Below are 23,457 nucleotides of genomic sequence, written 5' to 3' on the forward strand. Positions count from 1 at the left end.
GTGATCGGTGTACAAGACATGCGCGGCATGAAATCTTTCTGTGTTCGCTCTCGAACGGCGCCAAACCTGATTCCCCGCAACAAGAACAACCCTTTACTCCCGCTCGACCGGTATCGACTGTCCGGACTCAGGGACCGCGGGCGCGTACCTGGGCCCGTTCCCTAGCGGTGGGTCGGGGTTACCACCGAACCACCGACGAAACCGTTGTTATAACTGTCCCAAAGATCCCACAAGGTCTGCAACCCTGTCAGTCAGGGCGATTTGGCAGCGGCGCAACCGAGACCGTGCACGTCGGGCCGGGCAGCTAGTCGTCATCTGCGTTGAGCACACAATCTCGACGTCCCTCTGTTCGGTCCAGGACGGTCGCTATCGACAGCTCCGCTAGGCCTTCAGCAGGAGGTCTGCAATTTTCTCTGCGGTTTCCTTTGCGGATCCTGGGTTCTGGCCGGTGACGAGGTTTCCGTCGACGACTGCGTAGGACACGAAGGGCAGTTTCGCCTTTTCGTACAGTGCGCCACGCGCTTTGGCTTTTTCCTCGGCGTTGTAGGGTACGAGTTTGTCGACGCGGGCGAGTTTTTCCTCGCGCCAGGCGAATCCGGTGAGTTTGCGGCCGGCGATGAGGTAGCTGCCGTCGGACAGTGTGGTGTCGAGAAGTCCGCAGTACCCGTGGCACACCGACGACACGATCCCGCCGCGTTCGAAGATTTCCCGGGTGATGCGTTGCAAACCTTCGCTACCGGGAAAGTCGTACATGACTGCATGCCCGCCGGTGAAGAAGATCGCATCGTAGTCAGCGGAGTCAACCTGTTCGGGGCTGGCGGTGGAGTCGAGTAGCGCCATCCGAGCAGGGTTGGACCGCCATGCCTTTGCGCTCTTGTCGTAGTTCGGGAACTTGAGCGATCGCGGTTCCAAGGGCACCGCTCCGCCCTCGGGGCTGACTAAAGTCTGCTCGAAACCGTGGTCGTCGAAAACCTGCCAGGCATGACTGAGCTCGGACAGCCACAACCCGGTCTTATGAGACGGATCGTCGTAGTGGCCGACGTTGGTGACTACGTTCAAGATTCGCTTGGTCATCGAACTCTTCTCTCGATCGCTTTGGTCAGTGGATCTCACCCTTGTACCGCCAGAATCGCAGCAAAAGCTGCTCGCACCCGATCTGCAGCCTCACCGGCCGTGGCCGTCGACATTTTGCCGTCGAGATGCAGACAAGCCAAACCGTGCGCCAATGCCCATGCCGCCGACGCCAACGCCTCGGAATCCGCATCCGGAAAGACAAGCGTCATCCCCATCTGCATCAACAGATGAATCTCTCCAGCCGCTTGCACGCGCTCGTCGTTACCCGTGTCGCACTCGTTGCCGAACATCAACCGGAAGAGCGCCGGTCGCCGCAGCGCGAACTCGACGTAGGCGACTGCGAATTCGGCAAGATCCGCCGACGTCGACGGTAGCTCGCGGCCGTCTGTCAGGTCCGCCTTCAGATCGCGCAACCCTTGCGCGGCGAGAGCAGATTCGAGCGCTTCACGATCAGCGAAATGTCGGTACGGCGCAGTCGCCGACACACCGACCTCGCGCGCGATCGCGCGCATCGAAAACGGCTCACCTGCCTCGAGCATGCGCATCGCCGACGCCAGCAGCGAGGCCTTCAGATCACCGTGATGGTAGCCACCCTTGACTGATGTTGACACCGTTAACTTTCCTTTCTACGCTCATGTGAGCAATGTAAACATACCGCATTCAGGAGCGCCGATGCCATTCACCGACCCTGCACCCGACAAGTTGGAGACTGACAGCACAGTCTCTCCGGTCTTCGCCCCGTTCACTCTTCCCAGTGGGGCGACACTCCCCAACCGGATGGTCAAGGCAGCCATGGAGGAGAACATGGCCGCAGCTGGACAGCTCCCCGGCAAAGAGCTGTTCGAGCTGTACCACCGCTGGAGCCGAGGAGGGGTGGGAACGATCATCACCGGCAACGTCATGGTTCACGCGGAGGCGCTGACCGGGCCGGCCGGCGTCGTTCTCGACGCACAATCCCCAATCGGGCCGTTCCGCGAATGGGCGGATGCCGCACAGGGCGGAGGTGCGAAAGTGTGGATGCAGATCAATCACCCCGGTCGGCAGATTCAAGCCGACATGCCCGGTGTCGCATGGTCTCCGTCGGCCACTCGCGTCGAACTCGGCAAGAACAGCAAGCGATTTGCGCATCCCCAGGCCATGACCGCACGGCAGATAAACGACACCGTCAACCGTTTCGCAACAGCAGCACGTCGCGCAGAGGAAGCTGGTTTCGACGGCGTGGAAATCCATGCCGCACACGGCTATCTGCTCTCGCAGTTTCTCTCTCCGTTGGTCAATCAGCGCACCGACGAATGGGGCGGCACCCTAGAGAACCGAGCGCGATTGCTTCTCGACATCGTCCGCACAGTGCGCAGGGTTGTCGACCCGACGTTCACGGTTGCCGTCAAACTCAATTCCGCGGATTTCCAGCGCGGAGGATTCGACTCCGACGACGCAGCGCAAGTGATCGCCATGCTCGCACCACTCGGTGTCGACGTCGTCGAACTGTCCGGAGGGAGCTACGAAGCACCGGCCATGACCGGCCAAGGCCCGGACGATCGCACCCTCGCTCGGGAGGCCTACTTTCTGACTCTTGCAGAGGAACTGGCCGAGGCCAGCCCGGTGCCGTTGATGTTGACCGGCGGTGTGGTTCGGCGACCTGTTGCCGAGCAGGTCCTGGCGAGCGGTGTGGATTTGGTCGGCATGGGCAGTGCGTTGGCGATCGATCCCGATCTGCCGAATCGGTGGCGCCTCGATGCCGCAGCCTCCGTCGAATTAGCCCCGGTGACCATCAAGGACAAGGCCATGGCGTCGGCGGCGAGCATGGCTCGCGTGCGACAGCAGCTTCGACGATTAGGCCGAGGCAAGTCCACGCGGCCGACGGCCAGCCCTGTGGTCGCACTATTGAAAGAGCAGCTGCTGCAGCGCCGCGCGCTCCGGCGGTATCGCCGCTGGTTACAGCACCGCACCCCCTCGATCGGGTAATGCGGACAGTTTCCCGTCATTTCGGCGGCGAACCCAGACAGTGTTGACAGTGCTTACATTCACCCTTAGCCTGATGTAAGCAATGTAAACATTGAATGGTCGACAGAACGAACGGAAGCATGAAAATGACGAACACAGCGACAACCGTCAAGGTCGATCTGGGCGGCCGGACCGTCGAAATCCCGAAGGACGGCCTGTTCGACCGCTACCGGATGGATGTGCCGCTCGACAAGGTCGCCGCCGACCCGCGGGTCCCGAGTGTCGACTTCTTCCGCACGCTTCCGAAAACGCAGGTCCAATCGCCGATCGGCACGACAAGGACGCCGAACTTCTACTACGCGATGTCCTCCGCGCGTTTGACCATGGTGGCCCCGAGCAGGGCGATCCGTAAGCGGATCCCAAAGGAGCTGGCGCCGCTGGAAATCGCACCCGGGTTCGGGTTGGTGTCAGTGATGGCGTTCCGCTACGACGTGTGCGACATCGATTTCTACACCGAGGCGGCTGTGGGTGTGGCGGTTCGCCCGGCGCGCCACGGCGGACTTACCACGGCCGCTGCCGATCTGGTTGCCGCCCTCGGTGACGATCACCTGCACTCCTATGTGCTCTCACTTCCGGTCAACACCGACATCGCCCAGGTGCGCGGCCATGACGGGTACGGGTTCCCCAAGTGGGTCACCGATCTCGATGTCGGCATCGACCACGCACGCACCACGGCCCGCATCGCCAACGCGGACGGCGGCGTCGACATCGCCTTCTCCGCCCCCACCCCGGAGCAGAAGACGTTCGAAACGGGCACGAACGTCTCCACCCTCACCTCGTACACGAAGCGAGACGGATCCTGGCACTCGACCCTCAACCAAACCAACGTCCTCGCCAGCGGAACGTCGTTGTTTCCTCGCGGATTCGATCTGACTCTCGGCGAGGGCAGGATGTCCGACGACCTACGCGCACTCCGGCCCATCCGCACGATCAGATTCGATGCCACCACCTCGGCTCAGGCCGCTCTGCACATGCCGGTCCCGGTCTCGGTTCGCTGACACCTCGTATCGACCGAACATTTCAGGAGTACACCGACATGACCGCAACGACCTACACCTCCACAGATCCCCGCGCGGCGCTGCCCGCCACACTGACCACAGGATTACTCGAACGGCTGACAGAACGAGTTACGGCCTCGCCCGGCGCTCCCCGCTCGATCACCACTGCCCCGTACACCGGTTCACCACTCGCAGACTTCCCGGTCTCGGCCCCGGCTGACGTCGACGAAGCATTCGTTCGTGCCCGCCGCGCCCAGGCGAGATGGGCAGCGACTTCCGTAGCGGAGCGTGCCAGCGTGTTACTGCGTTTCCATGATCTGGTCCTGAAGAATCAGAACACCGGGCTCGACCTGATGCAGGCTGAGAACGGCAAGACTCGTCGCGATGCGTACCTCGAGATCGCCGACGCTGCCATCGCCGCCCGCTACTACGGCCGCACCGGACCGAAAGTTCTTGAACCCGAACGTCGCCGGGGGGCTCTGCCCTTTCTCACCCGCACGTCCGAGCTGCACCACCCGAAAGGGGTGGTGGCGATCATCTCGCCATGGAACTATCCACTGTCGATGGCGGCGACGGACGCCATCGCCGCACTGATGGCCGGAAATGCTGTGGTGCAGAAGCCCGACACCCAGACCGCGCTGACCGCCTTGTGGGCCATGGACCTGATGTACCAAGCGGGCCTACCGGCCGATGTGTGGCAGATGGTGATCGGCCGAGGCAGTTCGATCGGGGACCCACTCTTGGCGAACGCGGACTACATCATGTTCACAGGGTCCACGGCGACCGGTCGAGACATCGCCCGCGGCGCGGGCCAGCGGCTGATCGGGGCGTCACTCGAACTGGGCGGCAAGAACGCGATGCTCGTCCTCGACGACGCAGATCTCGATCGGGCAGCCGAAGGGGCCGTGCGCGCTGCGTTCCCGTCGGCAGGACAATTGTGCGTCTCGGTGGAGCGCCTGTATGTCGCCGAGTCCGTACACGACGAGTTCGTTGCCAAGTTCGTTCAGCGAACCTCTGCCTTGACCATCGGAGCCTCCTACGACTACGGGGTCGACGTCGGGAGTCTCACCACCGACAAACAACTGAAGACAGTGTCGGCTCATGTCGACGACGCCGTCGCGAAGGGCGCACGCCTTCTGGCCGGAGGGAAGCCACGTCCAGACCTGGGGCCGCTGTTCTACGAGCCGACCATCCTCGCCGACGTCACACCAGAGATGACGTTGCACACGGACGAGACGTTCGGTCCGGTCGTCTCGATCTACGCCGTCGCCGATGACGACGAGGCAGTTGCACGGGCAAACGACACCGTCTACGGACTCAACAGCAGCGTGTGGGGTCGCGACGCCACCCGCGCCCGCTCAGTCGCTGCCCGATTGCGTTCGGGGACCGTGAACATCAACGACGCCTTCGCCGCGGCGTGGGGCAGCATCGACTCGCCGATGGGCGGAATGGGCGATTCCGGCCTCGGGCGTCGGCACGGTATCGACGGCATCCTCAAATACACCGAAGCCCAAACCATCGCCCACCAGTCGCGATTCGGTTTCTACCCACCAGCGGGAATCCCCTGGAACGCGTGGGCACCCGTGGTGAACGCCGCGCTACGCATCTGGAAAACCATCGGCGCACGCTGACAAACACCGCCTGCCAACCGATTTCGACTACCACCACAGGAGAGGCAAGATGAGCACCGTCACCCCCACCATGCGAGCGATCGTCGTCGACGAGAAGAAGAACCTCGTCGTAGAGGAAGTACCGACCCCAACGCCCGCACCTGGCGAGGTCCTGATTCGCGTTGCCGCCGCCGGTATCAACCGCGGTGACGTGATGCAGCGGCAGGGACTCTATCCGCCACCGCAGGGTATCAGCGACATCATGGGTCTCGAAATCTCCGGCACCGTCGTCGCCCTTGGTCCCGGCGTCGACGGTCCGGCACTGGGCCACGAAGTGTGTGCCCTGATCGCCGGAGGCGGGTACGCAGAATACGCAGTAGTCCCCGCATCTCAGTTACTACCTGTACCCGCAGGCGTGACTCTGATCGATTCCGCTGCTCTGCCCGAGGTGGCGAGCACCGTCTGGTCCACGATCGTCACCGACGCAGGCCTGCAAGCCGGCGATCTGCTTCTCGTCCACGGCGGCGGCAGCGGAATCGGAACCCATGCCATTCAGGTGGCCAAGGCGCTGGGGGCGCGCGTCGCGGTCACCGTCGGATCAGAGGCCAAGGCGCAGCGCTGCCGAGACCTCGGTGCCGACATCGTGCTCAACTACCGAGATCAGGACTTCGCAGCCGAACTGGCGGGCCAGGTAGACGTCATCCTCGACATCATGGGTGGGAGCTACCTCAGCCGCAACATCGACGCCCTCGCTGTCGGAGGTCGGCTGGTGATCATCGGCATGCAGGGAGGCTTCACCGGTGAGGCGAACGTCGGTGCACTCATCGGTAAACGTGCGCGAATCATCGGCCTCAACGTGCGCAACCGCCCGCTGACTGGCCCCGGCTCGAAGGCGGAGATCGTTGCGGCCGTCGCCACTGACGAGTGGCCGTTGATCGAACAAGGGCTTATTCGACCGATCATTTCGGCAAAGCTACCCCTGGCCGATGCAGACGAGGGGCAGGCGTTGCTCGAATCGAAAGACTCGGTGGGAAAAGTCCTTCTCCTGCCGCAGAGTTCGTGACAGATCTCAACCGACTGGAGCGAATGACCCCTCACAGGGCACCCACCGCGCACGCACACAGAATCACCCTCACCACCTTCATGAAGGGATGAGAAATGTCGAACACCGACACCGTCAAAGACCTCGGCGCCAAGCTGATGAACGGTGCGCACAAAATCGTGCTCACCGTCAGTGGAGGGCGACTGCTGTCCAAACCCTTCGGAATGCCGGTCGTCGAGCTGCACACGATCGGACGCTCGTCAGGACTCCCGCGGTCGTGTTACCTGACAACCCCTGTCCGAGAAAAGGACTGGATCGTGCTCGTCGCGTCGAAAGGCGGCGACGACCGCGATCCGGACTGGTATAAAAACCTCCAGGCCCACCCCGACGCCGAACTCGTCATGGACGGAGAACGCTTCGCGGTACACACACGCACCGCGTCCGCAGAAGAACGAGCCGCACTGTGGACCAAAGTCGTTGCTGCCTATAAAGGCTACGCCGACTACCAACGACGAACACAGCGCGAAATACCACTGGTGATCTGCCAACTGTGAGAAACGAACACCACGCAGCACAAGACGAAGGCCCACCTCGTCCGTTGTGCACTCCGATTCGTCACCGCTTGCACAGCTCGAGCGCTCCCCTTGTCCTGATCGCGCCCGCGATGGCAATAGGGTCGCACTTCTACGAACCGCTGGTCGCAGAGTTCGCACGGCACGGGTGGGAGGCCCATGCTATTCGACGACGAGGATCCGAACGCGGCGAGCCCCGCGCCGACCGCAGACACGATTGGTCCTACCAGGACGAAATCGACGACATCGAGGACGCAATTACCTGTGCGCGGAGGGATCATCCCGAGCAGCCAATCCTGTTGCTCGGGCACAGTCTCGGCGGTCAACTCGTCGCCGGACACCAACTGAACCACCCGGCGGTCGAGGCAATGGTCACCGTAGCTGCTGCGCTCCCCCACCATCGAACCTACCGATTCTGCGGGCTACACGTCTTGCTCATGGGCGCAGTAGCCGTCCCGCTGCTCACCACACTGTTCGGCTACGTACCGACACCGGCTTTCGGCGGCCCCGGCGCTCGCACGTTGATGCGGCAATGGGCCCGCACGGTCATCACAGGCAACCCACCGTACAAAGCCGATCGGCCGATCGCGACGCCCGCTCTCGTCATCAGTTTCGCATCGGACGCCATGGCCCCACCACGATCGGTGGACATCTTCGCGGAGAAACTGTTCGAAACACGCGCGGTGACACGATGGCAGTACGAGCACGACGACGTCTTGCCCGGTGCGAGCAACGATCACGTCAGATGGGTCCGGGGAAGTTCACAGGTGGTCGCACGCATCGTTGCCTGGTGGGAGAAGCCATGACGGTCGCCTCCGACACGCGCGAACATCGATCCATTGACGACCCGACAGGCAATATGTTTAGGTCATGTGAGAGGTGCACACATTCAACCGAACGTCGATCGCTCGTCGGCAGTGCGGGGTCGAAGTAGCGACTACTACCCGATGCAACTGGAGCACGAAACTACTTGCTATGCAGCGGGTTTGCGTACTTCTGCCAGGTACCCTCCCTTCGAATGTACCGGCACTTCTTGACCGAGTTTTCGAAAGACCAACCATCGCCTGCTTCGTCCCATCGTTCCCCCACCCGAGAGGCCAGCTGACATGTCCGAACTACCACCACCGCTCACTCCGTACCTCGAACCGGCAGCGAAGGAGCTGTGCGAGGCCACCGACCCCCACCCCCGAATCTACGAAGTGCCACCCGAAGAAGGACGAAAGATACTGCGGGACCTACAAAGTGGCGACGGCGTCGCACGACCCGACGTCGACGAAGAGTGGGTGGACGTCGATGCAGGCCAATGGGGAACGGTCCGCACTCGCATCATTCGACCGAAAGGCGCTACCGGACCACTGCCGGTGGTGTTCTACATCCACGGCGCCGGATGGGTTTTCGGAGACGACAAGACACACGATCGACTGTTTCGCGAACTCGCGGTAGGCGCCGACGCTGCCGGAGTATTTCCCGTCTACGACCGCGCGCCCGAAGCCCAGTACCCGACCCAAGTCGAACAGAACTACGCGGTTGGGCAGTGGATACTCGAGCACGGAGCCGAGCACGGCCTGGACTCTACCCGCATCGCGGTGACCGGGGAGTCCGTCGGCGGATGCATGTCTGCGGTCTTTGCACTCATGAACAAAGAACGTGGAGGTATCGACCTCAAGGCACAGGTGTTGCTCTACCCAGTCACCAACGCGGACTTCGATACTCCGTCCTACCTGCAGTTCGCCGAAGGCTACTACCTCACCCGCGACGGCATGAAATGGTTCTGGGACGCCTACACCTCCGACCCCGCGAAGCGCGCAGAAGTGCACGCCTCGCCGCTACAGGCTTCCCTCGAGGACCTCGCCGGACTCCCGACCACGTTGGTCATCACCGACGAAGCCGATGTCCTTCGGGACGAAGGAGAGCAGTACGCGAATAAGCTCCGAGAGGCAGGTGTCGACGTGACATCGGTGCGCGTGGCCGGAATGGTTCACGATTTCCTATTGCTCGACAGCCTCCGAAACACCCGCGCTGCCAATGTTGCACGGACCCTCGCCGTGGACGCACTCCGTGCCGCACTGCACGGCAGCTGACACAAGTCCGAGCCACGACAGGTAGGCGACAGCGGCGGCACGGAATTAGATCAGTTTCCAAGAGAAACCAACCCCCACCTGTACGGATGAGGTGCCAACTGCACTGCACACCGCGCTAATAGATGTTGCTGCCAAGCCGGCATCAGGGGCGGACGACAGGCACTTATCGTCTCGAACAGACCGTGGCCGGATCCTTTACGCGGGTTGTCTCGCGGGTGGTGCGGCGGAGCACGCGCTCTCCCCATCGAATGAGCGAGGGGATGGACAACGGCGAGCGGGAGACGAGGCATCCTGGGGGATGCCGAACGCGGCCAACGCTTTCGCTACGATTGCCCCAAGCGCAGCGTCATCTCGGCGTGAGGTCGAATGCGGTGGGCCACCGATACTGCTCGCCCGTCTCCCCAGACGTGGGCGCGCACGGCCCATCAGGTCGGACACCTAACCCCAACCTGATGGGCCACCTAGCTCCAAGTCGCGAGATCGGCCGCCGGTGACCGGGTCATCCGTTGTCAGTCGGGCCTGTCCGCGCTGTCAACTTCGGCGGCGTCCCCGCTCCATCCCTTGGGGGCCGGCGCCGGAGTACGGTCGCCCACACCGACACGACGAGCAGAACCACCGCCAACACCACCAGACCGACCACACTGACCCTGGTCGCTATGCGCTCGTAGGTCGCTCCGGCCACCGCCCCGACCGACATCCACGTGCACACCCACAGCACCGCTGACGGAACCTGCGCGAGGGCAAACCTTCGATAGCTCATCCCAGCCGATCCCACCAACCGTGGTGTCACGGTGCGGACGCCGGCGAACCACTGACACAACACGATCGCCAAGGCACCCCTCCGCTTCACCAGGGCCAGCGCCCGTAGTTCGATCGACCGTGACCAGGAGCTGGATCGGCTGAAATGTTTGTCCACAACAGATTTGAGACTGCGACGAATGTTTCCGGATGTTCGAGTGCTGCGGGCGTATCGACCTTTGGCGTAGGCAAGGTGGCCTCCGCCGATCTCGCAGACAATCGCCACGACACAAGCTGCGACCGGGTGAACGGTGCCCGAACTGCCGAGATAGCCGAGCGCTAGGACCGCGGTCACGCCGGGAAGGACGACGCCGATCAGAGTGCCCACTTCCGCCGTGATCAGGACTGAACTGATCACCAACAGCCAGACCGGAGGTAGGCCGGTCAGAAAGTCAGAGGGAAATCGCACGAGACATCGACTGCCCGCATCGGTACACCACCGCGGGCGGCGCATTACGCCACACCACTGGGCTTCGCACGACCTCAGTGAACTTCCCGCGCAACGCAATTCGAAAATCCCGGGCTCTCGGCAGCCAATGGGCGTGGGGATAGGCCAGAACACTCACGTGTCCGTCACGGATCAGGACCTCCGCGATCTGACCGAGAATCGCGCACTGTCTTTCTCCATCGATGAGCGACCACGGGAGGGCGCAGACGATCGCGTCGACGCGATCCACTCCGACGGCGTCCAACAGTCCGGTCAGATCGCAAGCGTCGCCCCAGATCGTCTCGACGCGCGGCCTCGTGCGCCGCAGATGCGCCGCCAAATCGCCGTCAACCTCCACCGCAATATGACGACCACCTGTGGGCAACCGCGCGGAGATGGCATCGGAGACCGATCCGGTACCGGGGCCCAACTCCACGACCACCGGCGCACCCTCGTTCGGTACCACCGCTGCCAGTTCCGCCGCGACCGGCACCGAACTGGGTGCGATCGCGCCGATGGTAAACGGCTTCCGGAGAACGGCTTTCGCGAATTGCCAATTGTTGTTCTGGTTCGATGTCATCGCGTCAACGATCCTCAGAACAATGCGCTCCCACATCGTCCCTCGGGGCTGAATTTCACTAGATTCTCTCGGGGCTTACACCTAAGGGCCGATACCTAAGGGATCGGATCGCCAACTCGGGGCATCGCATAAGGGTCGCAACGGAATTTATCAACGCCTTCAGGCTGACGACGAACATCATCTGCCTCTCGTTGTAATCCACTCGCTCGCAGCCAGGGCCCTACAAGTCGTGACATATGTTCTGCACGTGACGCATTCGGACGCTCCGGAAATGCGGCCGCGATCACGAACCACCCCCACGGCGGAACCCGGGTGATCACCCACTCTCGCCGAGCAAGACAGACCCCGACTGATCCGCCAAACATCGCCCCCAACTCTCCCGCTATCGGCACTGGGCAGTTCCAATCGGCCATCACATCGTGCTGCGACATTACTTCAACGATGGAAAATGCCTCCCATTTCCAGTCGCGCACGAATCGCGGCTACATCGTCCTCAGCGGAAACGAGCGACAGATCGAAGTCGGCCAACGCATTAATCGCGCCTCCACCCATCGTGGCCTTGTTCCTGGTCGTCGTAGTGTGACCGTATGCATTTCCTCCGTGTAGTGCCGCCGTCCGGTCGATCTTTCCCGCGCCGCTTGATATCGGTCTCGGCACGGTTCTACGGTGCACGTGCCGAGTAGCCCTGGCAGCTCGACAACGACAGCGACCGTCGGGTCACGTGCTCGACGCGAACGCGATCGACAACCCATAGGCCACCCCTGCCCCTTTCTCTGCCCCGACCGGGGGTGCCCTATGTCTGGTCAATCCTGATGTGGATCAGGTGATCGGAGGACGCTGCGCCGCTGGGTGAGGGTCGCTGCGGTAGTGCGTGCGATCAGTCGTTTACGCTGGCTGCCTGATCAATCGACGGAATGAGCCTGGCTGAGATCCTCGCAGGAGGGGCATACATGACGGACTACATCACGCCGAGATGGGACCGTTCTGCACTGGTCGTCATCGACCTGCAACGCGACTTTCTCGACGACGGGCAAGCAGCGATCCAGGGCACGACGGGCGTCGTGCCGAACGTCGCGTCGCTGGTGAAGGCCTTCCGGCGTGCCGGACGTCCTGTAGTCCACGTAGTTCGCTTGTACGCACCAGGGAGTTCGGATGTCGACCTATTGCGGCGCCACGTGATCGAAGCGGGTGCCGAGGTGGCCGCGCCGGAAACGGTCGGATCGCAAGTCGCGGAAGGTGTTCTCCCGCAGGGGTTCCGATTGGACACGGAATTGCTTCTCGCAGGAAAGACACAGACCGTCGGCCCGTGCGAGATCGTGCTGTTCAAGCCACGATGGAGTGCATTTCATCGCACCGACCTGGAGTCGCTCCTGCGCCGACAGGATTGTGACACTGTTGTCGTGGCCGGATGCAATTTGCCGAACTGCCCGCGACCGACTCTGTTCGACGCGAGCGAACGAGACTTTCGGACGGTGCTGGTCACCGATGCCGTGTCGCAGACGAGTTCCGAGCGGCTGACCGATCTCGAAAGTATCGGCGTCAACCTTAATACGACGACCGACGTCCTAGCGTCGTTGCTCGCGAGATAAGGGCGCGCGTTCCAGCGATTTCGTATCGGACTGGTGCGGGTAGAGGGTCTTGTTCTTGAGCATGGCGCAGACGACGTCACAGCGGCGTCTGATCAGGCAAATCAAGGCTGCATTGTGTTCTTGCCGTCGGCGCGTTTTCGGTCGTAATAGATGCAGTGGCCGGGTCGTGGCGTACAGCGAAAGCCGAGAGGAACGGCGCGCGCTTGAGTTTGCGGTTACCTGACCGGGCGGGCGTTCTCCGCGGATCGAGATCCCAGACCGGTGGGTCGCAGGTGCGATTCCGGCGTAGGCGGCCAGGTGGCCAGCGGAGGCGAATGCTGATCCATTGCCTACTTCGAGCAGGATCCTTACGCCGGTCCTGACTCCCACCCCCTGCACGGAGGTCAGGACCCGGGAAAGAGAGTGGTCATCGAGCATCCTCTCCACGTCGTCGCCGATGGAATTGCGTTGCTGAAGAACCTCTTTCAATGAACACGCAAGTTTCGAGCGCCCATACGCGACGCATGTTTGGTGGCGATCGCGGCCAGTTTGCAGGAGCCCGCTGCGCATATGCCCGGCCGGGCCGCCGCAGCGAGACAGGATCTCCAACACCGCCCGATGGGTGATCCGTGGGCCCAGCACTCGTTCGAGAGCTGGGCGAATGCCTGTCAACAGCCTTCGGATTCGGTTGCTGATTCGAGTGGCTTCGCCGGCCAGGTCGTCATCGAAACCGGCGAGCACGCCGAGTTCGGTGCGGGTGTCATCTCCGGTGTCGACTCTGCACAGGGTGTGCGGCACCGTTCGGGCACTGTCGGCGCTGATGAACGCGTCACAGGCATCGGTTTTGGCCTGGCCGGGATACAGATCGGCTATCCGGCGCGTCGACAGCCCCGGTGGGTAGGCCACCTGATGAACGCACCCGCAGGCCACTGCGACCGGCCAATGCGCCGATGGTGTTGGGCTGATCGACCACGATCAAGATCGGTCCGTGCGTGGCACGTTGGTCGAACACACCCGTAATCGGGTTTCGTCGTTGGGCAGGGCTTCGTCGTACAGACGCGCCCCTTGGTTGTCGAGGCCTACAGCGTGGTGGTCAGATTTGCCCACGTCAAGGCCGAAACGCACGGCCTAACTCGTGTCCATCGAGCAGTCCTTCGTCCGGACCTACCGCTCGCCGATCTGCGCTGTGACTGATTGCCCAGCCCGATCGGACGCTCACAAACGAACTTTGGCGACGTACCCAAACTTCTGCTCGGCGTCAGTTGCTGTGATAGGACCTTGCGCATGCCAGCCTGAGCGACCACCACGATCAGCGCCACCGGTACCACGGCCGGTATCCGCCAGAGCACGGCAGTGGATCATGCTCGCCGCAGAGCGATACCCGACTCCGGAACCTCACGCTGTCGCTCTCACAATGACCCGCCCGGGAATGAGATCTACGTCCGAGATATCGATCCCGAGGGCACCGCGTGCTGCGAGACGCCCGTGGGCTTCGGCGTCGGTGTGGACGGTTGTCAGTGGTGGGGTCGCGAGTGCCCCGTATTCGGTGGCGTCGAACCCGATGACAGCCAGGTCGCGAGGCGCTGTGAGTTTCAGATCTCTCATGGCTGCCAGAGTTCGCAGCGCGACGTCGTCGTCGAAAGCCGCGACCGCTGTCACCGTGGGGTTGGACGCGCGAAACTCCTGCAGTGCATCGGTTCCGGCGTCCCTCGGTGACGGCATCGTGAAGGATGTGAGCGGTGCCAAGTCGAGCGCTGCAGCGGACTCGCGTGCGAACCGTAGACGGACGTCACGCAGGTCGGTGCCATGACTGGGCAGTGCCATAGCGATGTTGGTGTGGCCGCGGCTGGCCAGGTGGTTGATCTGTAGCGCAGAAGTCGCGGCCAGACCTCCTGTCCAACTGCCGTCGTCGCGTTCGTTGCCGTTCAGATATGCCTCCCCGAATGTCAGGACGGCCCGCGGTGTTATCGCGTCGACAACCTGCCGGGTCGATTCCGCGGAGGAGGGCCCGAATTTGACAAGCAGAACGTGCTGGTGGGCGGCGAGTTCGTCGTCGAGGCCGCGAATGTAGCTACGTGAATAGTTGCTCTCTCGTCCGATTGCGATGTTGAGGACGACGATGCGCGACGACCCCTCGCGGAGAGCGCGAGCGGTCCCGTGTGGCACGTAGCCGAGGTCGCGCGCGGCTTGCTGGACGCGCTCCCGCGTGGCGATCGGGATGGTCTGCTTCGGATTGTTGTTGAGCACGAAACTCACAGTGGTCACAGATACCCCACTGGCCGCAGCGACGTCACGCAAGGTCGTCCGCGTCGTACTTCGCATTTCCAGCTCCTATCGGCAGCCCTCACTGTATCGGTCTGCGGCCGACCCATCTGTTACCTTTTCACTATATCGATTTACTATATCGATTTAGTGCACATTCGAGAAGGAGTCACACCCCAATGTCGTCATCCATCACCGAGCATGCGGAAGACATGCCTGGGACTATCGACGAGCACCGCAGCCGGGAAATGACCATCGGTCTCGCCGTGCTTGGCGTGTTCGTCACGTACGTCCCGATCACTGCTGTCGCCGTTGCGCTCACCACTATCGGCAACGCCACGGGTGCCAGTACCTCAGACCTCCAATGGGTCTCCGACTCCTACGTCATTCCCATGGCCGCCGCAGTCCTGTCAGCCGGAGTCTTCGGCGACCTCTACGGACGGCGACGCATCTACCTCATCGGTATGCTGCTGACGATCCTCGGAGCTGCCATCGCGGGAGTCGCGGGAACCTTGGCCGACGTCTCGACTATTCACCTCCTGTGGGCCGGGCAAGCCGTATCCGGGCTGGGCGCAGGTATGTTGCTGCCCACCACGCTCGCGCTCATCGGGCACGCTGTACCCAACCCTCGCGAGCGTGGCAAGTTCATCGGACTCTGGGCTACCGGAATGATGCTTGGCCTCGCACTCGGGCCACTGGTGGCCGGCGGCATCCTGGAGTTCGCAGAGTGGGGATGGATCTTCGCTCCGACTGCGGTTCTGGCGGCCGGAGCGGGCATGTTCGCGATCGCCAAACTGCCTGAATCCCAGTCACCCAAAGGTCGTCACCTGGACTGGCCCGGACAGATCTCGGCGACGATCGCGATCGCTTCCTCGATCTACGGCATCATCGAGGGTGGCGCCAGCGGGTGGACCTCACCTCACGCGATAATCGGCCTCGGGGTTGCAGCGGTTGCCTTCGCTACATTCGTGATCATCGAACTCCGTGCCACCACGCCGCTGATGAATTTAGCGCTGTTCCGTGCGCCCACGTTCTCGGCAGCGGGCTTCTCAGCGTTCATCGCACTGTTCTCGATTGTCGGCAGCATGTTCCTTCTCAGCCTCTTCCTTGGGTCCGTTCAGCAGCTCTCGCCGCTCGAAATAGGCTGGCGGCTACTGTTTGTCACCGGCATCGGCGCCCTGATCAACCCTCTTGTGGGCTTGACGATGCATCGGTTCAATGCAATGACACTCCTTGCGGGCGGACTGGCTTTGGCTGCGGTAGGAATGCTGCTCCTGACCGTAGTCGACGAGTCGACCGGGTTTGCCGACCTCGCGTGGCGCCTTGCGATTTACGGCTTTTCCGTTGCTGTCATGATGACCTCGGTATCAACGGCAGCAATCAACGCTGTGCCTTGGCACCTCGCAGGCATGGCTGCAGCCGCGAATACCGCCATGAGGCAGTACGGCGGGGCACTCGGACCGGCCGTTCTCGGTGCCGTCTTCGCGATCCGGGTCAATGGCGGCGCCAATCCGGCGGCCGCGTTTCATACCGCATTGATCCTGACAGCAGTCTTACTGGCCATCGCTGCCACCGGCTGTTTAGTCGCTTCCCGCAGTTCCGCCAATCCCACGAACCATCTCTGAGGGTTCTGCCCGGACCGGCGCTCCACATTTACCCGACGTGGAGCGCCGGCCCACCATGCAGGAGAGATAACGCGGCTCGGGACTCAGGGCCCAGCAGACGCGTCGAACACGAAAAAACGGCCTGAAACCAACCCCTTCACACAGAGTGTCGAGTGTCCGCCAAGAACACGAAAGTGCCACGGCAGGTCGAACTCATCGGAATCGGCCTTTCACGTAGTACCCACGGGTGGTGCAAGGAGGAAAGCGATTTCAAACCGCCGGGATCGGACGACCGCGCACATCCTCGCCGTCAACCGGATCCGGGGCAGAGACGAGGGCCTGGACATCGGCACAGACTTTAATCCTCCACCGCGAGCGGACGAAAACCATGGGTACCACAGCTGCCAGCTACGCCGCACCTTCCGACAACCCTGGCAGCGAACCCACAGGTAACCATCGCCATGGTTCGACGACAACGAATGTGACCGCGACTTCCCCTAGCCTTCCAAGCACCCCTGAGGGCACCACTCACCCGAACACATTTGCCCGCAAAGATCGTCCATGTCGTATCCAAGCTCAGCTGTCGCTGATGTAACGAAACAAACACTGACGCTTTGCGACAACGACATCATGATGTGTTCGGCAACACACCAATCCGTAAACAACCAAAGAGAACGACGAAAATATCACGACTGCAACAATATTCAGCCCACCGAAATCGGAGCTCACACCGCTCCGACGCCAACCCCGCATGGACGTGTCATCACCGCCTTTCAAACCTGAAACAGCCATCCGAAATCCAATCCTTCGCTTAGGGTTTCGATGCGCTCAACAAGAACACGAACGAACTGCGGCAGGTCGAACTCATCGGTTTCGCCGCCGGGTATGATGACGTACTCGATCGCAAGTGGTCTCATCCTGGCCGGACCGATCGCCGGGTGGATCGACAGTTCACTGGCGACCGGCCGTGTAGTGGGGAGTCTTCACCTTCCCGATCGAAATCGGGCTTGCAGTCAGTACCTATGAATGACGCTGGGAAGAAAGCGATTCCGGGCCATCGGCATCGCAGCGACTGCAGAAATTTTCGCCGTCAACCGCATCCGGGACCTCAACGAGGGCCTCTGCCATCGTCTACGACCATCTTTTCCAACAGGACTAGCACCAATCGTCCTTGCTCGATGATCCGTGGTGCTCCACTAAGCCCTCCTCCAAGAACAAGGAGTCCTACTTCACTCCAGGCAGGTCACTTCAAACTCGAAACACTTTGCAATAAAACGAGTTTGAACTGCTCTTCCTACACGGGTAGCGAGTTGGCTCGACTGAGTGCCCTGCTCGTGATCTACCGATACCTGGGCCGAAGCGAGCGACGGACAGTACGCCACAGCCGCACACGCCGGCAAAGCTACCGTGATTCGGGTATGGCTGTGGCACAACTGTATTCACAACCGAATGTGACCGCCATCGACAAGACATTTTCCAGTCGGCTGTTCAGACTTTTTCAGCGAGAACGTCGAGGTAGCTGATTTCGGGCGGCGCAGCGAAGAGTTCGTCGGCGCGTTCGCCGAGGGCCTTGCCGACCGGACCATTGAGATGTGTCTCGCGGGCAGCTTGGTCCGGGAATGCGTCGATGATGCCGAACGACGAGGGCCCGAACCGCACCGCGAACCAGGGTTTCGTGCCGGGCTCCTGCTCGACGAGCGGCAGTGCCGATCGGAGGAATTCCTCGACCGCTTCTTCCTTGCCGGGCTTCGCTTCAAGTCGGACCAGCAGCGCCTTGGTGGCCATATCGGATCTCCTCTTCGAGGTGGTGAACACTGTCAAGCATCACACCATCCATCGGTTAATGGAAGGTACCCAGACCCACCGTTCGAGGAAACCGATCCCAACCCCTAGCGATCGTAGAGCCGAAGGAGGAGACTCCATGGTGAGGGAATGCGATACCTGGATGCAGCCGCAGTTGCGTCGATGGCAGGAAAAATGTTGGTGCGCCGACATTTTGGTGCGGTCTTCACTTCTGCGCGCCGTGGACCTTCCCCGAACAGCACGATTCATTCGGTCGGTCGCTCACGCGTGGACGCCTGCGGCCGACGAGATCAACCGGAAAGCCGCAGCTACAAGACAAGGGAGTGCCGCGATGAAAGCGCTTGTATACGACGGGCCTCGAGAGGTCCACGTCAAGGACGTGCCCGATGCGCGGATCGAGAATCCGACAGATGTGCTGGTGAAGATCACGAGCACCAACATCTGCGGGTCGGATCTACACATGTACGAAGGCCGCACCGATCTGGAGCCCGGAATGGTCCTCGGTCACGAAAACTTGGGCATCGTCGCCGAAGTCGGCAATGCAGTGGTCAAAGTATCGCCAGGGGATCGAGTGTGCTTGCCGTTCAACATCGGCTGCGGCTTCTGCCGAAACTGCGAGGAAGGGTTGACCGCATTCTGCCTGACGGTGCACCCCGATCCGACGATGGCCGGCGCTGCATTCGGTTTCGCGGGGATGGGCCCGTTCTGGGGCGGACAGGCGGAATATCTGCGAGTGCCGTTCGGCGACTTCAACTGTCTGCGACTGCCCGAGGATGCCCAGGACAAGGAAACCGACTACGTGATGCTGTCGGACATCTTTCCCACCGGATGGCATTGCACCCGCCTGGCCGACATGCAACCCGGCGATTCGATGGTGGTCTACGGCGCTGGCCCAGTCGGTTTGATGGCCGCGTATTCGGCGATGATCCAGGGAGCGAGCAAGGTGATGATCGTCGACCGCCACCCCGACCGGCTACGCCTGGCCGAAGAGATCGGCGTCGTCCCCATCGACGACTCGAAGGGCGACCCCGTCGAGCAGGTCCTCGAGCAAACCAACGGGAAAGGCGCAGACAAGGGGTGCGAGTGCGTCGGCTATCAGGCACACGACCCGCAAGGCCACGAGGACGCCGCCATGACGATGAACCGGCTCGTGGATTCGGTGCGCTTCACCGGCCACATCGGGGTGGTCGGCATCTTCCTTCCCCAGGACCAGAACGGCCCCGACGAACTCGAGCGCAACGGCAAGATCGCCTTCGACATGGGCAAATTCTGGTTCAAGGGCCAGAAGATCGGCACCGGACAAGCGAACGTCAAACACTACAACCGGCAACTGCGCGACCTCATCCACGAAGACCGGGCAAAGCCCTCCTGGATCATCTCCCACGAACTCCCGCTCGCCGAAGCCGAATCCGGCTACCAGCACTTCGACGCTCGCGACGACGGCTGGACCAAAGTCGTCCTGCATCCCTGACACGGCCAGAACCGAGAGGAGCACAACGATGCCAATGCCACTGCAGGGCAAGCAGATAGCGATACCGACTGCCGACGGGGCCGGAGGAGTAGAAGTCGTAGACGAACAGGTCGCGATCGACGGGAACCTGATCTCGAGCCGCTCGCCCGACGACCTTCCTGCGTTCCGTCAGGCCATCGTCGAGCAGCTCGCGAAGCTCGGGGCAGGTGCGTCATGACCGTGAACCAGACCTCGGTGTCCCTCGACGATGCGCAGCGGGTCATCGCCGCAGGACAGGCCAAAGCCACCGAGATCGAGTCGCCGTCGAACATTGCGGTGGTCGATGCCGGCGGCAACCTCGTGGCTCACGTGCGAATGGACGGTGCCTGGATCGCCAGCATCGACATCTCGATCAACAAGGCGTTCACCGCGCGGGCATTAGACGTCTCGACCGAGGACCTCGCGGCCAACGCGGGCCCGGGCGAGCAGTTCTACGGGATACACGCCTCCAACGCCGGGCGCATCATGATCTTCACCGGCGGTGTGCCTCTGCGGCACAACGGCCAGGTCGTGGGCGCTGTCGGCGTCAGCGGCGGCACCGGGGAGCAGGACAAGACCGTCGCCGAGGCGGCCGTGGCGGCGCTGTGAGCGGTGGACTGCGTCGTCAGGTCAGAGAACGCATCGACAGGGCAACGTCGAACATTCCGACGTTGCTTTAAAGCTAGTCGCGGCCCCGCGACTGCGACTGGACCGAAGTCGTCCCGCATCCTTGACGCGGCCAGGACCGAGACAAACATAACGACGAGCGGACGTGCACATCCGCGCGCCGTGTCAGGGGCAAACCGAGCCCTCGGCCGAATGATGCCGCAAGGAATAGACGATAATTACGCAAGTCCAGCGATATCGGTGTCCGAAAAATGTTGATTTGCAATAAATTCCGCCTGAGCGGTCTGTTGACCAGCCACAGAACGGGACGTTTAACCGTGCAGCACGCGGGTGTGCGCCACCTACTCGCAACCAATCGGAACCGGCCAGTAGTGGCTCATTACCTTTCTGTCACAAGGAGATTCGATAGAACTACAATGAATCTCGTCCGGGTTCAACGGAGCTGCTGTTCACTGACTGTGACGATCTTTCGCAAAGGGAGTTCTCCTTTTGCATGCGCCGCGGTAGTGTGGACGTACCGCAGTAGCGGCCGACACTCGAGTTTTCGTGTCGAAGCCGATACTCGGAGTTTCATGCGATGGCCGCTTCGATCGGGTTCCGGCGGGCATCTTCGATCAAGGGCAGGTGTGGTCGCCACTGCCCCGTTGCGCCCCGCCCATCAGGCGAATGTTGTTGACGCCCTTTAGGTGGACGAAAAGACTCATCATGGCTGGGCGGTTCGTGAGCTCAACCGGTTGACCGGCGGTCGGGCCCTGTCAGTACACACAGGCCCGGCGAACCCCACAACATCAACGCTGAGGGGCGTGATGTCAAAGCACAGTGGCGGAAACCCTTACCCTCGGCCGCTCTCGAGCCTCACGCCCGCCATCCACGGATTGGTGTCGGGCGCCGTTATCGGTGCCCTGCTCGGTCTCCGTGACTTCACCCAATCCACTCGCCAAAACCAGGGAACTACGAAGCCCTTGCCGACATCGAGCGAAGTTGCGGGCGGAATCGCACTTGCTCAACGGCCGGGCCGATCGAAAGGAATTGAGTCATGACAACTGCTGTAGGCATCGACTTGGGCACAACCAACTCGGTCATCGCAAGCTGGCAAGGCGGCGAGCCGGTGGTGATCTCCAATGTGGAGGGAGCACGGACGACGCCTTCGGTGGTGGCGTTCACCGAGAACGGTGAGCGTCTGGTGGGCCAGCTTGCCCGACGGCAGGCGATCTTGAATCCGAAGGGCACGATCTACTCGGCGAAACGCTTCATCGGACGCCATTACGACGAGATCTCCGAGGAAGCCAAAGCGGTCAGCTTCGACGTCGTAGCGGGTGACAACGGTGAGGCCCGCTTCGACGTGCGCGGCAAGAAATACGCACCAGAGGAGATCAGCGCTCTATGCTGCGCAAGCTCGTCGACGACGCGAGCAAGTTCCTCGGCGAGAAGGTGAAGGAAGCGGTCATCACCGTTCCTGCCTACTTCAACGACGCGCAACGAAACGCCACCAAGGACGCCGGCCGTATCGCAGGCCTCGAGGTTTTGCGGATTATCAACGAACCGACCGCTGCGGCACTCGCGTACGGCATGGACAAACAGACCCACGAAACCGTACTGGTCTTCGACCTCGGCGGCGGAACCTTCGATGTGAGCCTGCTGGACGTCGGAGAGGGGGTAGTCGAGGTTCGTTCCACGGCCGGCGACTCTCACTTGGGCGGCGACGACTTCGATCGACGCGTGGTGGACTACCTCGCCGACGAATTCCAGCGCGCGGAGAACATCGATCTGCGTAAGGATGCGCAGGCGTTGCAACGACTGTTCGAAGCCGCGGAGAAGGCAAAGGTTGAGCTGTCCTCGGTGACCCAGGCCCAGGTAAACCTGCCTTTCGTTACCGCTGACGCGAATGGTCCCAAACATCTCACCACTACGATCATGCGATCGAAGTTCGATGATTTGACTGCCGATCTGGTGGAACGGTGCCTCGGCCCGGTGAAGCAGGCCATGAGTGACGCCAAGGTCGCCGCCAACGACATCGACGAAGTGATACTGGTCGGCGGTTCGACACGTATCCCGGCTGTACAGGCGCTGGTTCGCCGGCTGACCGGCGGCAAGGACCCCCACATGGGCGTCAACCCGGACGAGGTCGTTGCCCTCGGAGCCGCAGTCCAGGCAGGCGTGCTCAAAGGCGAGGTTTCCGATGTGTTGTTACTCGATGTCACCCCACTGTCCCTCGGCGTCGAGACGCAGGGCGGGGTGATGACGAAGATCATCGAGCGGAACACGACGATCCCGGCACGGCGCAGCGAAGTGTTCTCCACGGCGGAAGACAATCAGTCCGCCGTGGACGTCGTGGTGTTGCAGGGCGAACGCGAACGTGCGGCCGACAACCGGGTGCTGGGCCGGTTCCGGCTGGAAGACATCCGCCCCGCGCCACGTGGCGAGGCCCAGGTGGAAGTCATTTTCGACATCGACGCCAACGGCATCCTGAACGTCACCGCTCGCGACAAGGATACCGGCAAGGAACAGAGCATCACGATCAGTGAACAGGGCAACCTTGATCAGGGTGAGGTCGAGCGCATGTTGGCGGAGGCCGAACGGAACCGGGGTGAGGACGAGGCGCTGCGCAAGGCGGTCGACGCGCGCAACGGGCTCGATTCGGTTGCGTATCAAGTGGAGCGGCGACTCGCCGAACTCGGTGACAGTGCCCCGCCGCATGAGAAGGCGCGGGCCGAGATGCTGGTTGCCGACGCCCGAAAGGCCGTGCAGGACGGCGCTTCACCCGCGGAGGTTCAGCCACTCACCTCGGAGCTGCAACAGCTGCTCTACGGACTTGTGCCGGACCAGTCGGACGACGGCCAAGCAGGCGGCGCTGATGCTGCGTCGTCGGATGACGGCGACGTGATCGACGCCGAATTCGATCGAAGCTGAGGCGCACG

Annotated in this window: 17 protein-coding genes and 4 pseudogenes; 13 read left to right on the forward strand and 8 right to left on the reverse strand. The window is 62.1% G+C overall.

Features of this window, described 5'->3' with window-relative positions:
• Nucleotides 1–381 precede the first annotated feature (381 nt).
• Both ACBG85_RS27915 and ACBG85_RS27920 read right to left on the reverse strand, forming a co-directional pair.
• Complete coding sequence (locus tag ACBG85_RS27915; RefSeq protein ID WP_081558664.1) at nt 382–1,074, reverse strand: type 1 glutamine amidotransferase domain-containing protein; 693 nt, start codon at nt 1,072–1,074, stop codon at nt 382–384.
• 35 nt (nt 1,075–1,109) lie between these two features.
• Nucleotides 1,110–1,685 carry a TetR/AcrR family transcriptional regulator gene (locus ACBG85_RS27920; protein WP_058039359.1) on the reverse strand — a complete coding sequence of 192 codons (576 nt, stop codon included), beginning with the start codon at nt 1,683–1,685 and terminating at the stop codon, nt 1,110–1,112.
• Nucleotides 1,686–1,746: 61 nt separating this feature from the next.
• On the opposite strand from ACBG85_RS27920, the gene ACBG85_RS27925 reads away from it, so the two are divergent.
• The 7 genes from ACBG85_RS27925 to ACBG85_RS27955 all read left to right on the forward strand — a co-directional run bounded on the left by ACBG85_RS27925 (nt 1,747) and on the right by ACBG85_RS27955 (nt 9,381).
• A complete protein-coding gene (locus tag ACBG85_RS27925; RefSeq protein ID WP_058039358.1) occupies nt 1,747–3,039 on the forward strand; it encodes an NADH:flavin oxidoreductase/NADH oxidase family protein in 1,293 nt (430 codons plus the stop codon).
• Between the two features lie 125 nt (nt 3,040–3,164).
• Entirely contained in the window at nt 3,165–4,076 is a 912-nt protein-coding gene (locus tag ACBG85_RS27930; RefSeq protein ID WP_063316908.1) for an acetoacetate decarboxylase family protein, read from the forward strand.
• A gap of 38 nt (nt 4,077–4,114) precedes the next feature.
• Nucleotides 4,115–5,707, forward strand: coding sequence for a succinic semialdehyde dehydrogenase (locus ACBG85_RS27935; RefSeq protein WP_063316909.1), 1,593 nt, complete (start codon nt 4,115–4,117; stop codon nt 5,705–5,707).
• A 70-nt stretch (nt 5,708–5,777) separates the two neighbouring features.
• Nucleotides 5,778–6,749 carry an NAD(P)H-quinone oxidoreductase gene (locus tag ACBG85_RS27940; protein ID WP_063316933.1) on the forward strand — a complete coding sequence of 324 codons (972 nt, stop codon included), beginning with the start codon at nt 5,778–5,780 and terminating at the stop codon, nt 6,747–6,749.
• Nucleotides 6,750–6,844: 95 nt separating this feature from the next.
• Complete coding sequence (locus ACBG85_RS27945) at nt 6,845–7,282, forward strand: nitroreductase/quinone reductase family protein (protein WP_054800725.1); 438 nt, start codon at nt 6,845–6,847, stop codon at nt 7,280–7,282.
• Nucleotides 7,283–7,350: 68 nt separating this feature from the next.
• A complete protein-coding gene (locus ACBG85_RS27950) occupies nt 7,351–8,106 on the forward strand; it encodes an alpha/beta fold hydrolase (protein ID WP_267933022.1) in 756 nt (251 codons plus the stop codon).
• A gap of 300 nt (nt 8,107–8,406) precedes the next feature.
• The gene (locus ACBG85_RS27955; protein ID WP_372025620.1) at nt 8,407–9,381 is read left to right on the forward strand and encodes an alpha/beta hydrolase; all 975 of its coding nucleotides are present in this window, start codon (nt 8,407–8,409) and stop codon (nt 9,379–9,381) included.
• Between the two features lie 499 nt (nt 9,382–9,880).
• On the opposite strand, the gene ACBG85_RS27960 is transcribed toward ACBG85_RS27955, so the two are convergent.
• Together ACBG85_RS27960 and ACBG85_RS27965 are read right to left on the reverse strand one after the other, a co-directional pair.
• Complete coding sequence (locus ACBG85_RS27960; protein ID WP_064074382.1) at nt 9,881–10,588, reverse strand: DedA family protein; 708 nt, start codon at nt 10,586–10,588, stop codon at nt 9,881–9,883.
• Nucleotides 10,572–11,186, reverse strand: a complete 615-nt coding sequence (locus tag ACBG85_RS27965) for a class I SAM-dependent methyltransferase (protein WP_064074416.1) — start codon at nt 11,184–11,186, stop codon at nt 10,572–10,574. The genes ACBG85_RS27960 and ACBG85_RS27965 overlap by 17 nt, the downstream gene beginning before the upstream one ends.
• 950 nt (nt 11,187–12,136) lie before the next feature.
• On the opposite strand from ACBG85_RS27965, the gene ACBG85_RS27970 reads away from it, so the two are divergent.
• Nucleotides 12,137–12,775, forward strand: a complete 639-nt coding sequence (locus ACBG85_RS27970) for a cysteine hydrolase family protein (RefSeq protein WP_372025622.1) — start codon at nt 12,137–12,139, stop codon at nt 12,773–12,775.
• On the opposite strand, the pseudogene ACBG85_RS27975 reads toward ACBG85_RS27970, so the two are convergent.
• The 3 genes and pseudogenes from ACBG85_RS27975 to ACBG85_RS27985 form a co-directional block, all read right to left on the reverse strand.
• Nucleotides 12,752–13,255 (reverse strand): annotated as a pseudogene (locus ACBG85_RS27975) (transposase); the annotation flags it as partial. The gene ACBG85_RS27970 and the pseudogene ACBG85_RS27975 sit on opposite strands and share 24 nt — an antisense overlap.
• A gap of 165 nt (nt 13,256–13,420) precedes the next feature.
• A pseudogene (locus ACBG85_RS27980) lies at nt 13,421–13,879 on the reverse strand (IS110 family transposase); the annotation flags it as partial.
• Nucleotides 13,880–14,149: 270 nt separating this feature from the next.
• Nucleotides 14,150–15,076: a LacI family DNA-binding transcriptional regulator gene (locus ACBG85_RS27985; protein WP_064074381.1), complete on the reverse strand. Its 927-nt coding sequence runs from the start codon at nt 15,074–15,076 to the stop codon at nt 14,150–14,152.
• A gap of 119 nt (nt 15,077–15,195) precedes the next feature.
• Between ACBG85_RS27985 and ACBG85_RS27990 the strand changes: the two genes are divergently transcribed.
• On the forward strand, nt 15,196–16,641 hold the full coding sequence (locus ACBG85_RS27990) for an MFS transporter (protein WP_197486166.1): 1,446 nt from the start codon (nt 15,196–15,198) through the stop codon (nt 16,639–16,641).
• Between the two features lie 1,467 nt (nt 16,642–18,108).
• Here ACBG85_RS27990 and ACBG85_RS27995 read toward each other — a convergent pair.
• Nucleotides 18,109–18,405: a putative quinol monooxygenase gene (locus ACBG85_RS27995; protein WP_020971354.1), complete on the reverse strand. Its 297-nt coding sequence runs from the start codon at nt 18,403–18,405 to the stop codon at nt 18,109–18,111.
• A gap of 349 nt (nt 18,406–18,754) precedes the next feature.
• Here ACBG85_RS27995 and ACBG85_RS28000 point away from each other — a divergent pair, with 349 nt between their 5' ends.
• The 4 genes and pseudogenes from ACBG85_RS28000 to dnaK all read left to right on the forward strand — a co-directional run bounded on the left by ACBG85_RS28000 (nt 18,755) and on the right by dnaK (nt 23,449).
• Nucleotides 18,755–19,894, forward strand: a complete 1,140-nt coding sequence (locus tag ACBG85_RS28000) for a glutathione-independent formaldehyde dehydrogenase (RefSeq protein ID WP_030537139.1) — start codon at nt 18,755–18,757, stop codon at nt 19,892–19,894.
• Nucleotides 19,895–19,979: 85 nt separating this feature from the next.
• Nucleotides 19,980–20,111, forward strand: a pseudogene (locus tag ACBG85_RS28005) (DJ-1/PfpI family protein); the annotation flags it as partial.
• Nucleotides 20,108–20,521, forward strand: coding sequence for a heme-binding protein (locus ACBG85_RS28010; RefSeq protein WP_064074379.1), 414 nt, complete (start codon nt 20,108–20,110; stop codon nt 20,519–20,521). The pseudogene ACBG85_RS28005 and the gene ACBG85_RS28010, both read left to right, overlap by 4 nt.
• A 1,054-nt stretch (nt 20,522–21,575) precedes the next feature.
• Nucleotides 21,576–23,449 (forward strand): annotated as a pseudogene (gene dnaK / locus ACBG85_RS28015) (molecular chaperone DnaK).
• The last annotated feature ends 8 nt before the right edge of the window (nt 23,450–23,457 follow it).

This window comes from Rhodococcus sp. NyZ502, assembly GCF_041464245.1.
Lineage (GTDB): Bacteria > Actinomycetota > Actinomycetes > Mycobacteriales > Mycobacteriaceae > Rhodococcus_F > Rhodococcus_F qingshengii.